A 12,745-nucleotide genomic window follows, 5' to 3' on the forward strand; every position below is an offset into this window, starting at 1 on the left:
TGTGAAAGCTTTAATTGTCGATGATGAGTTCAATGTACGTGACGTAATACGCCATTTAGGGCAGTGGGAAAAATATGGTATCAACCAACTATTAGAAGCAAGTAATGGTGATGATGCAAAAAGAATGATAGAGAAGGAAAGTCCTGAAATCATCTTTACGGACGTGAAAATGCCTGGAATGAGCGGTATGGAACTAATCGAGTGGCTAGATTCCATTTCTTATCCTGGTAAAGTGATTTTAATTTCGGGTTTTGACGACTATTCATTTATGCGTAAAGCAATTCAGTTTAGCAGCTTCGATTATTTGTTGAAACCGATTGAAGCTGATGCATTTAACAAAACACTGGAAGAAGCCGTTAAATCATGGGCGAATGAAGAGGAAGTTCGTGCTAATGAAGATACCGGCGTATATGAAGATGTTAAAAGGTTTCGGAGTAATCAATTAGTTACTGCCGCTTGTATGGGGGAACACTTCGACAAAAACGATATTGAGTCATATGTTCCAAAAGCAGACGGATACACCCTTACATTAATTTCCTTTTATCAAATGCACCATCCTGTCCCCTACATTCAGTTACTTGCTGACGAACTTGTTGAGCGGAAAATCGGAAATGCATTTGCGCTTCAGAATGATCATAATCTTTGTCTAGTGATCACCATACCTGACCATTGGTTATCCGTTGAAGAATGGATCAGTCATCAATTTGATATTCCTGTTCGCCTTGTTTGTGGCGAGTCCTTGGAATCATTAGGGGAGATCCACAATTCTTTTAAGTCATTACAAAAAGCAATGAAAAATCAAAACTTCAGATCCATCCACCGTTTGGATGACTTGGATGTTGCACGCCGCATAGAAGACATAGTTTCATATGTTGAAAAATATTACATGGAAGAATTGAGTTTAGAAAAGCTATCGAATGTATTCTTCTTAAGTCGCGAACATATCTCAAGAAAGTTCAAACAAAAAACCGGAATGCTCCTGTCCAAATACATCACTAAACTAAGAACTGACCAAGCAAAACGCTGGTTAAGAGAAACCGAAAAAAGTATTTACTCCATCTCTTTAATGCTCGGCTATCAGGATGAGAAATACTTTTCAAAACTATTCAAAAAAGTGGTTGGCATGACACCATTCGAGTACCGAAACGGTGAAAAGAATGCAGATCAGAAGTAAATAATTCACCTTAATTAGAAAATTTCAGGGGTGACATGATGAAAAAAGAGATACTAAACATATTTTTAATCGGAATATTGAGCCTATCACTTTGTGCATGTCAAACAAAGACCGAGAGCGGAACAAAAAAACCGGAAATTTCAGAGCGAAAAATCACTTTGAATGTAAGGAATCCGAAAGTTGAAATTTCTACACAGTTCGAACAAATGGTGATTGCTTATGAAAAAGAAAATCCAAATGTAGATATAAAGGTTCACACGGTTGGTGGGGCTATGGATAACCTTGCTGATTTGAAAGCAAAAATGGCCACTGGCAATGGTCCTGATATTTTCACAAACAGCGGATACGAAAATGCCAAACAGTGGAGTGAATATTTAGAGGATCTTTCTGACCAACCCTGGGTTGAACATGCATATGAAGATGCGTTAACCCCCATGAAATTCGATGGGAAAATTCATGGGATGCCGGTTAATCTGGAAGGGTACGGATTCATCTATAATAAGGATATATTTAATAAGGAAGGAATCGATGAATTACCCAAAACGCTGACTGAATTAATAGCAGTTGCTGAAAAATTGCAAAAAGCAGGGGTTACTCCTTTTGCAACTGGATATTATGAAGAGTGGAAATTGGGTGACCACTTAATGAATGTCGGTTTTACAGAGCAAGAAGATCCACCGGCTTTTATAAAAGGCCTAAATGATGGAACTGAAACAATATATAATAATCAAAAATTCAATGATCTAATCAATTTGTTGGATGTAACATTAAAGTATGGAAACAATAACCCGCTAACAACAGATTACAACATGGAAGTGAATCTATTCACTTCAAAAAATGCAGCGATTATTCAACAAGGAAACTGGATACAGCCGATGATCGATCAACAATCACCGAATATGAACATCGGATTTATGCCAATACCAATAAATGATCAACCTAAAAAGGAAGCCTTGATGGTCGGCGTACCGAATTATTGGGTTGTAAACAAACAAGCCACACCAGAAAAGAAGAAAGAAGCGAAGAGATTTTTAAATTGGATGGTTTCTTCTGAACAAGGCAAAATGTTTTTGACAGAACGCTTTAAATTCATACCTGCTTTCACTAACATTGAAGCTGACAATTTAGGACCTCTTGCTGATGAAACAATTCAGTATTATAAAGAAGGAAAAACATTATACTCAAACTGGTATGATTTCCCTGTAGGAATAAGAGAAGAATTTGGGGCTGCCATGCAACTATATGTAGGAAACAAGCTTAATCGTGGTCAATTACTGCACGAGTTTCAGAGGTCATGGGAAAGGGCGTCAAGCGAATAAAATAGTACACTTCTTGCCTCCTTTGTTGGGGCATTTTTTTGTACGTCGAAAACTACGATATCAATATAAGACTAAATTCTAATCAATATATGACATATCCATAGAATTAAGACTAACCTATAATTTTATTAGTACTTCAAACAGGCGGGACTGTTACTCCCAAAAAGTAATCGTTCCACTAGACTTTATTTTTATATACTAATAAACATTCTAGGAGGAAGGCATATGAACCTTAACAGGCTTGCCAAACAAGCAACAGTAATAACACTTAGTACAGTTATCTTATTAGGAGGCAGTCGCTCAGAAGCTTTCGCGGCACCAAAAGACCCATTAGATCACAATGAAAAGTATGGCACTTCACAAATCACTCGTTACGACATGCAAAAAATGATTAATCAACAAGGCGATGAAAAGTTTACAGTTCCCAAGTTTGACGAATCAACAATAAAAAACATTCCCTCAGCAAAAAAGTATGACAAATCAGGAAATTTAATTGATATGGATGTATGGGATACCTGGCCATTACAAAACGCTGATGGTACAGTGGCAGAATATAAGGGCTATCATATCGTATTTGGATTAGCTGGAGACCCTGAAAATGGTAGTGACACGTTCATTTACTTGTTCTACAAAAAAGTTGGAGAAACATCCATTGATGCTTGGAAAAATGCTGGCAGAGTATTTGATGATAATGATAAAAATGTTCCAAATGATCCTTATTTAAAAAATCAAGCAGAAGAGTGGTCCGGTTCTGCAACCTTCACGTCTGATGGAGAAGTTCGCTTATTCTATACAAATCGCGGACAGTTTTCACCAGATTCTAAGCAATACGGTAAACAAACATTAACAACAGCTCAAGTAAACTTATCTGAGTCAGGTGCCAATACATTGCAAGTGGATGGCGTAGAAGATTACAAATCCATCTATGAAGGCGGAGACAGCAAGTTTTATCAATCACATGATAAAGCTTTCGGCGATGAAAATTTTAGTGATAATCATACATTGAGAGATCCACACTATATTGAAGACAATGGTCGTAAATACCTTGTTTTTGAAGCGAATACTGGGACTGAATATGGTTACCAAGGAGAAGAATCCCTTTACAACAGGGCTTACTATGGCAACAGCAATAAATTCTTCCAAGCTGAAAAGGATAAACTTCTGCAAAGCTCTAAAAAAGGTTTAGCTGAATTAGCAAACGGTGCCATTGGCATTATTGAAATAAACGATGATTATACATTAAAAAACGAAATGAAACCCTTGATTGTTTCGAATACAGTAACAGATGAAATTGAACGTCCTAACATATTTGAAAAAGACGGAAAATGGTATTTATTCACAAGTACAAGAGGATCAAAAATGACCATTGATGGAATTGATGATAAAGATATTTACATGTTAGGCTACGTGGCAAATTCTTTAACTGGCCCATACAAACCGTTAAATAAAACAGGAATTGTCTTACACCAAGATCTTGATCCTTATGATATTACTTGGACATATGCTCATTATGCTATCCCACAACCGGAAAGCGATAATGTAGTTATCACAAGTTACATGACAAATAGAGGTTATTTTAAAGACCATAAATCTACCTTTGCCCCAAGTTTTTCACTTAACATCAAAGGGCCAAATACAGCTGTGATAGAAGATAGTATTCAGGAACAGGGTCAACTAACGAATAACCAATAATTTAATGTTCATCCGAAGTTTTACAAAATTAATCAAAAAAGAAAATGTCTGTAAAATCGGCATTTTCTTTTTTTAATTAGGCTCTTTTCGTAAAGATTGTTGTTTTTAAGACGAAACTATTTAAGGTTGATTGGAGCGGAAGTGCGAGACTCCTGCGGGAGCAGCGGGACAGGTGAGACCCCACAGGCGTTTACGCCGAGGAGGCTCACCGCCCGCCCCGCGGAAAGCGAGCATCTGGAGGGGAAATCAACCACACCGCACTACTTAGTAAATAGCAACAAAGTATGCGAAAACAGCTTTTAATTAAATATGCTTTACATTATCTTAGGAACAAAATAGGGAAAATAAAAGCGTGGTGATTTACTTGGACAAAATAGTTTTTAATAAGAAAGGTTTTAAGTCGTTGGCTCTATTAATACTTGGATTGTTTACTGCCGGATTATTAGTCTATTTAATCAAATCAACTTTACCAGTAAAGCATGAAGAGGAATCGTATCGAGCTAACTACCATTTCACTGTACCTGACAAATGGAAAAACGATCCTCAGAGGCCGATTTTCATTGATGGAGAGTACCATTACTTTTACCTCTATAATGGGGATTATCCGGATGGAAATGGAACAGAATGGCGTCATTCAACCTCAGAGGACTTGGTGCATTGGAGTGATCAAGGGATAGCCATTCCGAAATATACCAATGATAATGGAGATCCATGGTCGGGATCAGTCGTTGTGGACAAAGAAAATACGGCAGGCTTTGGAAAAGATGCTCTTGTGGCAATTGTTACGCAGCCCTCCAAGGATGGCGGTAAACAGGAACAATTTCTATGGTATAGTACGGACAACGGTAAAACATTTACCTCCTACAGTGATGATCCCATCATCTCAAATCCTGGAACGAAAGATTTTAGAGATCCAAAAATCATCTGGGATGACAATGATCAAAAATGGATAATGGTCATGGCTGAGGGAACAAAAATAGGTTTTTATAAATCTCACAACCTAAAAGATTGGCAGTATATGAGCAGTTTTGTCACGAAAAACATTGGTATTGTAGAGTGCCCTGACCTTTATATGTTACGGGCGGATGACGGGACTTTAAAATGGGTACTTGGTGTCAGTGCTAATGGGCAATCGAATGGTAAACCAAACACATACGCCTATTGGACTGGAAGCTTTGATGGAATGGAATTCTTCCCAGATTCCAATGAACCGCAATGGTTAGATCATGGCTTCGATTGGTATGGTGGAGTTACATTTGAAGATGGGACAGAAAGCGATAAATATAACAAACGGTATGCCCTCGCTTGGATGAATAATTGGGCCTATGTCGATAATACTCCGACCCTAAAAGAGGGCTTTAATGGAATGGATTCCATCGTTCGCCAAATCGGGCTAAAACATGCAGGCAACAACCTATATTATTTATCTTCACAACCTATCGAAGCATTGAAAGAATTGACGAGTTCAACGGATTCTTATGAACAAATTGAAGTGAATGGCTCCAAAACTCTAGATATAAAAGGTGATGTATATCAATTGGAGACGGATATCAATTGGTCAGACATAAACAATGTAGGCTTAAGGCTTCGGGAATCAGCAGATCAAACACGCCACATCGACGTAGGAATTTTTGCAGAAGAAAACTACTCTTATGTCAATCGAACTTTTACCGAACACCCTGACGAAAGTAATCAATATATTAAAAGCATCGCTCCATATGATGCTAGCAAGAAACATGTTCACTTAAAGATCCTCATTGATAAAACAAGTATTGAAGTGTTTGTGGATGATGGAAAGATTGCATATTCAAATTTAATATTCCCTGAATTTGATGATAAAGGAATATCCCTCTTCTCAGAGGGAGGCAAAGCGGTCTTTCATAATATTAAGATCAAACACCTCGATTCGATTAATTGAACATCATTTATGAATGGCGATACTATGGTTTATACTTTGACCGCAATTCACCATGTCTACCCAAAACTCTTCAAATGGGAGTAATAACGAAAAGCCGGATTCAACAAGTATTGAAATCCGGCTTTTCGTAATGGCTGAGAGGCTCCCTACAAGGGGGAAACTGTTGAATCAACTACTATCCCACCGGTTTGTTGGTTAATGGTATGGGTTTATGATGTTTAACGAAAGTTAACTTCAGTAAATTAACCCGTGCCATACAAAAGTACTTGTAGAAGCTACTGACCACAATATGTAAATGGAGGCTGTCCCTCCCTCTTCATTGTGTCTTTATGAATCTATTTGTATTTAAGTTACTTCCACTTGTAATCTTCCTGACTACTACTTAGCCATGGCGAATTAGGAATATAGCTGATTAGGAATAAGAGCATCTGCCAAAAGCAGATGCCTTATCTTCTTGACAGGAGTCAAGTTAATCCTATCTCCCGTTTTCTTTTCTGTTTTAATAACGCAGGCTTTGGAACTTCCTGTGAGAGTGCGGTACATTCAGCAAATGAAAACTGTTTACACCCTTTACAACGGTTCTCATCCAGTTTGGATAAAGCTTTATTAATGGCATCTCCCGTACTGGAAAAGAACTGTTCCTCACCAACCAGTTTAATAAATCCGGTTTTTCTCAGCATTTCTTTAGGTTCCTGTTGAATTCCGGAAATCAACACTTGTAGGTTATGAAACTTGAATTGCTTCACGATGTCGGTTAAAAGTGCTTCTCCTGATGTATCGATAAATGGCACATTGCTCATTCTTAATAGCAGGACTTTTGGTTTTGATCGCATTATTTCCTCGATTTCTTCTTGCAGCCTTTCGATTGTGCCAAAGAATAAAGGTCCTTCTATCGTATACATGTTAATCTGCGGGCAGCTTGAACCTTGTTGCACCATTTCTGGTTTAACTAGTTTATCAGCTGGATCTGGTAATACCTTTGATAATTTCAATGTACCGCTCATCAGTTTAACGAACGATAGAATGGCTAATAGTAATCCGATCCCGACACCTGTTGTCAGGTCAATCAATACGGTTAACACGAAGGTAACGATCAATACGACCGAGTCCATGGTTTTTGCTTTTAAGATATGCGAAAATTCTTTGCGTTCGCTCATGTTCCATGCGACAAACATAAGAATGGGGGCCATGCTGGCCAAAGGAATGGCCGAAGCATAAGGGGCCAAACTGACTAACACCAGCAATACCACCAGCCCATGAATCAGGCCTGATATGGGGGAGACTGCACCGTTTTTAATATTCGTTGCGGTACGGGCGATGGCACCTGTAGCCGGAATGCCTCCAAATAAAGGCGTAATCATATTGGTCAATCCTTGCCCCATCAGCTCTTTGTTGCTGTTATGTTTACTGTTGGTCATGCCGTCTGCCACTACAGCGGATAAGAGTGATTCAATTCCTCCAAGCATGGCAATGACCAAAGCAGCCGGAAGGAGTTCAATCACCAGACCGCCAGTGATATGGGGAAACTGAAAATGGGGCAATGCATTAGGAATGGCTCCATAAGCCGATCCAATGGTCGCTACCTGACCTGGAAAGAATAAGCTGGCGACTAGAGTTGATACAATCAATCCCAGCAATGCTCCAGGGATTTTCGGTAAATATTTTGGAGTTAATATGACGAGAGTTAAACTTATGATAGCTACCAATACACTATAGATATTCACTGTATTGAAGTTCAATATGATTTCTTTCATATTTAAAAGAAAGGCTTCTTCTTTTTTTAAATTACTGAGTCCAAAGAAATTGGCAATCTGGCCAGAGAAGATAATCACAGCAATTCCAGCAGTAAAGCCGATCGTAACTGGACGGGGAATAAACTTGATGAATCTTCCTAGTTTGAAGACACCCATAAGAAATATCATGATACCTGCCAGGAAGCCGGCGATTAACAGTTTTTCATATCCGTACTGCATGACCACACCGAACAGTACCGGGACAAAGGCGCCAGTCGGGCCTGCAATTTGATATTTCGAACCTCCAAAAAGGGAGACCATGATTCCTGCAATAATTGATGTGTACAGTCCATATTCCGGTCTTACTCCGGAAGCAATGGCAAAGGCCATCGCTAAAGGAATCGCTACAATCCCAACTACCACCCCGGCAACCAGGTCTTTCTGAAAATGGCCTAAGTTGTATCCTTCAAGCCTGCTAGAACCTATCATTTTATCGCTCCTTCTATTATTGAATTTGTATTTCGTCCTTGCTGACAACGTTGCTATATCCATCTATGATTCGATCCAATTTACCCGTTTCGGGATGGATGACCATACCGTGAACGGCGATGGAATCCGGTAATAATGGATGGTTTTCAATCAAACGGACACTATTCGTTACACTCTCCTCAACGCATTGAAAGCCTGAAAGCCACTTTGATAAATCAATACCAGAGTTTGTAAGGATATCAATTTCCTCCTGACTGACTTTCTTCTGCTTTGCGGCATCAAGAAGTGAAGAGGATTGAAGCCCCACCATACCGCATCCGTGATGTCCGATCACACACACTTCCTCCACTTTTAGCTCATAAACAGCGACAAGGATACTGCGCATGATGCTGCCAAAGGGATGAGAAACAATAGCTCCAGCGTTTTTAATGATTTTCGCATCTCCATTTCTTAAACCCATCGCCTTTGGAAGCAATTCCAACAGACGGGTATCCATGCACGTTATGATGACGATCTTTTTATCTGGATACTTTGTCGTTTGAAACCTTTCATATTTGTTTTGATCGACAAACGTCTTGTTGTAATCCAGAATGCTAGAAATAACTGACATTACTTATTCTCCTTTCTCGTGTTGAAATATGATGGAAATGTTCTATGTACAATATTCCAGATGCCTTTCATAAACGGTCTTATTTGGCTCTGTTTTATCATTTGGTGCTTTATTCCATGTTAGAGATATTAAATTAGAGCTAAATGATAGAAGGATTAGAAAATGGTGAGAATTATTACAGTTCCTTCTCTTTTTTTTTGCATTTTTCTTACTCAAAAAAGGGTGATGCATATTTAACTATGCATCACCCTTTTTTATGTTTTGTTCCAATTATTATTCGGTGCCGTCTCTATCATCCACTTCATCATCTTCCCATGTGATTGTTTTTACTTCTTTTGTGTAGCCGTCCACTTGAACGACTGCGTCTCGATCGTCCTCTAATTCAACTTCGACCAAATAATAAGGTGTCTGATCTGAAGGTTGATAAAATTCTGTATCATCACCTGTTCCTTTTACATGTTTTTCGGCAATCGCAATTGCTTCGTTTTCTGTAATGATACTATCTGCTACCATTGTCGAGTCAATTATAGCTCCTGTATATGGGTCGAGGATTAAGGTGATTTTTTCATTATTCTTATTTACCACTGCTTTATAATGGGAGTTGTCTTTCTCCTGCACAAAATCAATTTGTTCCAGATCGCCTTGTGAGGAAATACGCGCCTTTATTTCATTTTGGGTTAGTTGCTTTTGGGGTGTTTTTTCCGCCGTTTCTTCAGAATGTACTATGGTTTCTTTTTTTATAGAACGAACTTCACCGCTTTTCTCATCCATACTAATAAGATATACCCCAGTTTCGAGCTGCATTTTAATCTGATATTCTTCACCTTCAGTTTTCGTTGTCTTTATAATGGTTCCAGGATATTTATCCTTTGCTGTCTGGTTCACTTCTTCTTCCGTCAAGCTTTCCGCGGATAATGATGGAGCCCACCATTGAAATCCGACGAATAATAGCATACCGAAAACGAGAGTCGATCCAGCTGTTATCAGCACTTTTCCATTCTTCATCGTATCACCCATCCAACGTCATTCTGGCTTTATTAAATAAAAGAGTAACGTTCGTTCCTCTGCCTTCGAGGCTATCCATTTCAATCCGTACATCAATTGCATCAGCAATTTCCTTTGCCACGGAAAGCCCTAAACCTGATCCGCCTTGCTTTCGGCTTCTTGCTTCATCTACACGATAAAAGCGATCGAACACTTTTGGCAATTCAGCCTGTGGAATTCCATCCCCTCTGTCTTCGATGCGGATATATGCGTCTCTACTTGTTTGTCCTATGTAGACTGAGATTTGCTCGTCACTATACTTTCTTGCATTATCTAAAAAAATAAACAATAGCTGTTTTAACTTTTGCACGTCCGTAAGTGCTTCAATTGCATCGCTACTATCAATCTCCACTGTTCGATTGTACGCATTTTTATAGACTTTCGCTAAGTCTGCCATGATATCGGTCAGATTGACGTTTTCCTTCTCTATATTCCATTTTTCCTGATGCTTTGCAAGCAGGAGCATTTGCTCTGTCATCTCTCTCATTCTAATGGCTTCAGAATGAATGGCCTCTATTGATTCATCAAACAACTCAGGACGCTCCAACCCTTTTCTTTTCAAAAGACTTGCATAGCTTTCTATGACAGTTAGCGGTGTTTTTAATTCATGTGAGGCATTTGATACGAATTGCTCCTGTTTTTCGAAGTTAGCTTGCAGCAAATCAATCATGTGATTAAAGGTTTTCCCCATTTCCACAAGTTCATCTTTTGCTTTTTCTTCCAGGCTAAGTCGCTTAAATTGGCCGCTTGTTTGAATCTCCTTCATCGTATCAATCATCGATCGAATCGGACGGGCGATAAAGTTACTAAGAATAGTGCTTGATATTAGAACAGGTATCATGGCAATGATTGTAACAGCGATTAATACGATGCGCAGAACAGCGAGCATTTCTTCGGTTGCTGAAATGCTTTTGGTGATTTGAAGATTAACTACACTTCCATCCCCCCAAATGATCGGGTTTGAAACGAATACATACTTGTTCTGATGATAAGTGATGATCGCGCTCTTCTCACCGGGATAAAAGCTGCTATTGCGATTGCTTAATTGTTTCTCAGAATTGGATGTAACAGCTGTACCTTTTCGTTGACCCTCTTTTACAATACCAATCATGCCATCTATAGGCAGATAGGATCGAAGTAAATCATTTGGAGATATATTATTAACGTTTTTACTAACATCAAAGGCAATTTTCTCTGTCTCCGCTTTCGCACGATTAAGTTCATTCACCACCATCAGATTACTAAAGACAAAATAAATGGAAACATTCATCAATAGGAGCAGGAAAATGAATAGCACCGCTGTATATAAATTTATTTTCTTGCGAAGTCTCATTTTGCATCCTTCAGGACGTAGCCAACGCCTCTTACAGTATGGATAAGCGGCGTATCAAAACCATATTCGAGCTTTTTGCGAACATATCGGATATACACATCCACCACGTTTGTTTCTCCATAGAAATCATACCCCCAAACCGCTTCCAGTATTTGATCCCGGTTTAGCACTTGACGCTTATTCTTCAGTAAATAAAGAAGTAAATCATACTCCTTTGGCGTTAGGTCAATTTCGCTTTCACCTCTAATGACTTCACGTGTTTTGACATTCACCTTTAAATCAGCAGTATTCAGCCATCCCTCGTATTCATCTTCCATTGAAGGTGCAGCAGTCCGCATTCTTAAAACGGCACGAATTCGGGCAAGCAATTCCTCAATTTGGAAAGGTTTAGTGATGTAGTCATTCGCACCGCGATCAAGACCGGAAACTTTATCTTCAACCGAGCCCTTTGCAGTTAACAGGATGACAGGGGTGAAATTGTTTTTCGTACGAATTTTCCGAAGCAGCTCGATCCCGCTTATGCCTGGAAGCATCACATCCAATAAGATCAAATCCCACTTTCGTGATCGATACGCTTCAAGTGCTTCCTTTCCGTCCATTGCCTTTCCGACTTGGTAGCCTTCGATTTCAAGCTCCAATTCAAGCAGTCTTAAGATTTTTTCTTCGTCCTCTACGATTAGTATTGATTCTTTACTCATTTGGAAGACCTCCTTTTGTATGGGACTGTCCCCATTTATGTATTATGTCAAACAAAGATACTACAGATAGAACACTATGAAAATAGTGTATTATGACGAGTTTAATGGGTGTATGATTTGCTTCCGGCGAAGAGTCTCGCTAAAGGTAATCCTGCAAAGCAATCTTTCTAAACTACCCAATAAATTTAAATAGCCATATTCTTTTACGAAAGAATATGGCTTTATTTATTCACTTTGTTGGCTGGTTCACGCAACGCTCTTATTAAAGATCACGCCCGTTTGTTGAACAAGGCTTCAATTAATATCCCCTAAATAAACTGGAGACTTTTGATTATTAACATGCTGTATGATATATTTCCTTAGTTCTTTAGGATATATCCTATTCTGAAGTAAATCATTAATATGTATCCATTCTACCCCTACTTGGTGACTATCTGGATTGGTAGGCGATTTATAAATTTTCTCTTTTACCAGGTCGCAAACAAAATAGTATTCAACTTGGTGAACATTAAAATCGAATGAAGAATGCTCGTGGTTTTTCCCTATATACTCACGAATATGAAGCAGCTCTCCAACCTCCACTTGCATCCCCCTCCAAAACATCTCCTGCATTTCACCTAAATCCCATTCAATTATCTAGCCTAATCGTTGACCAAAGATCAAACAGCACGATCCTGCCAATTTAGCTCTATAAAAACAAGAGCTGCCGAAGCAACTCCCTTAGTGCAGCAGTAT

Annotated in this window: 10 protein-coding genes; 4 read left to right on the top strand and 6 right to left on the bottom strand. The window is 38.9% G+C overall.

Annotated elements, in window-relative coordinates; genetic code table 11:
• Position 1 precedes the first annotated feature (1 nt).
• The 4 genes from ABOA58_RS22505 to ABOA58_RS22520 all read left to right on the top strand — a co-directional run bounded on the left by ABOA58_RS22505 (position 2) and on the right by ABOA58_RS22520 (position 6,103).
• The gene (locus tag ABOA58_RS22505; protein ID WP_350300098.1) at positions 2-1,174 is read left to right on the top strand and encodes a response regulator; all 1,173 of its coding nucleotides are present in this window, start codon (positions 2-4) and stop codon (positions 1,172-1,174) included.
• 38 nt (positions 1,175-1,212) lie between these two features.
• Entirely contained in the window at positions 1,213-2,493 is a 1,281-nt protein-coding gene (locus tag ABOA58_RS22510; RefSeq protein ID WP_350300099.1) for an ABC transporter substrate-binding protein, read from the top strand.
• A gap of 225 nt (positions 2,494-2,718) precedes the next feature.
• Positions 2,719-4,185 carry a glycoside hydrolase family 68 protein gene (locus tag ABOA58_RS22515; protein WP_350300100.1) on the top strand — a complete coding sequence of 489 codons (1,467 nt, stop codon included), beginning with the start codon at positions 2,719-2,721 and terminating at the stop codon, positions 4,183-4,185.
• 403 nt (positions 4,186-4,588) lie between these two features.
• Positions 4,589-6,103, top strand: coding sequence for a glycoside hydrolase family 32 protein (locus tag ABOA58_RS22520; RefSeq protein WP_350300101.1), 1,515 nt, complete (start codon positions 4,589-4,591; stop codon positions 6,101-6,103).
• A 464-nt stretch (positions 6,104-6,567) separates the two neighbouring features.
• On the opposite strand, the gene ABOA58_RS22525 is transcribed toward ABOA58_RS22520, so the two are convergent.
• The 6 genes from ABOA58_RS22525 to ABOA58_RS22550 form a co-directional block, all read right to left on the bottom strand.
• Positions 6,568-8,325 (bottom strand): SulP family inorganic anion transporter, encoded by a 1,758-nt coding sequence (locus ABOA58_RS22525; protein ID WP_350300102.1) that lies wholly within the window; start codon positions 8,323-8,325, stop codon positions 6,568-6,570.
• Positions 8,326-8,341: 16 nt separating this feature from the next.
• Positions 8,342-8,935: a beta-class carbonic anhydrase gene (locus tag ABOA58_RS22530; RefSeq protein ID WP_350300103.1), complete on the bottom strand. Its 594-nt coding sequence runs from the start codon at positions 8,933-8,935 to the stop codon at positions 8,342-8,344.
• A 273-nt stretch (positions 8,936-9,208) separates the two neighbouring features.
• Positions 9,209-9,940: a PepSY domain-containing protein gene (locus tag ABOA58_RS22535; RefSeq protein ID WP_350300104.1), complete on the bottom strand. Its 732-nt coding sequence runs from the start codon at positions 9,938-9,940 to the stop codon at positions 9,209-9,211.
• A gap of 4 nt (positions 9,941-9,944) precedes the next feature.
• Positions 9,945-11,312 carry a sensor histidine kinase gene (locus ABOA58_RS22540; protein WP_350300105.1) on the bottom strand — a complete coding sequence of 456 codons (1,368 nt, stop codon included), beginning with the start codon at positions 11,310-11,312 and terminating at the stop codon, positions 9,945-9,947.
• Positions 11,309-12,010, bottom strand: a complete 702-nt coding sequence (locus ABOA58_RS22545) for a response regulator transcription factor (protein WP_350300106.1) — start codon at positions 12,008-12,010, stop codon at positions 11,309-11,311. Before ABOA58_RS22545 ends, ABOA58_RS22540 begins: the two co-directional genes overlap by 4 nt.
• 294 nt (positions 12,011-12,304) lie before the next feature.
• Positions 12,305-12,592, bottom strand: a complete 288-nt coding sequence (locus ABOA58_RS22550) for a hypothetical protein (RefSeq protein WP_350300107.1) — start codon at positions 12,590-12,592, stop codon at positions 12,305-12,307.
• Positions 12,593-12,745: the final 153 nt, after the last annotated feature.

Source organism: Peribacillus frigoritolerans (assembly GCF_040250305.1).
Classification (GTDB): domain Bacteria; phylum Bacillota; class Bacilli; order Bacillales; family DSM-1321; genus Peribacillus.

Coding starts and splice junctions, on each gene's coding strand:
- ABOA58_RS22525 (WP_350300102.1), bottom strand. CDS start 8,325: ATGATAGGTTCTAGCAGGCTTGAAGGATACAACTTAGGCCATTTTCAG.
- ABOA58_RS22545 (WP_350300106.1), bottom strand. CDS start 12,010: ATGAGTAAAGAATCAATACTAATCGTAGAGGACGAAGAAAAAATCTTA.
- ABOA58_RS22510 (WP_350300099.1), top strand. CDS start 1,213: ATGAAAAAAGAGATACTAAACATATTTTTAATCGGAATATTGAGCCTA.
- ABOA58_RS22530 (WP_350300103.1), bottom strand. CDS start 8,935: ATGTCAGTTATTTCTAGCATTCTGGATTACAACAAGACGTTTGTCGAT.
- ABOA58_RS22540 (WP_350300105.1), bottom strand. CDS start 11,312: ATGAGACTTCGCAAGAAAATAAATTTATATACAGCGGTGCTATTCATT.
- ABOA58_RS22515 (WP_350300100.1), top strand. CDS start 2,719: ATGAACCTTAACAGGCTTGCCAAACAAGCAACAGTAATAACACTTAGT.
- ABOA58_RS22535 (WP_350300104.1), bottom strand. CDS start 9,940: ATGAAGAATGGAAAAGTGCTGATAACAGCTGGATCGACTCTCGTTTTC.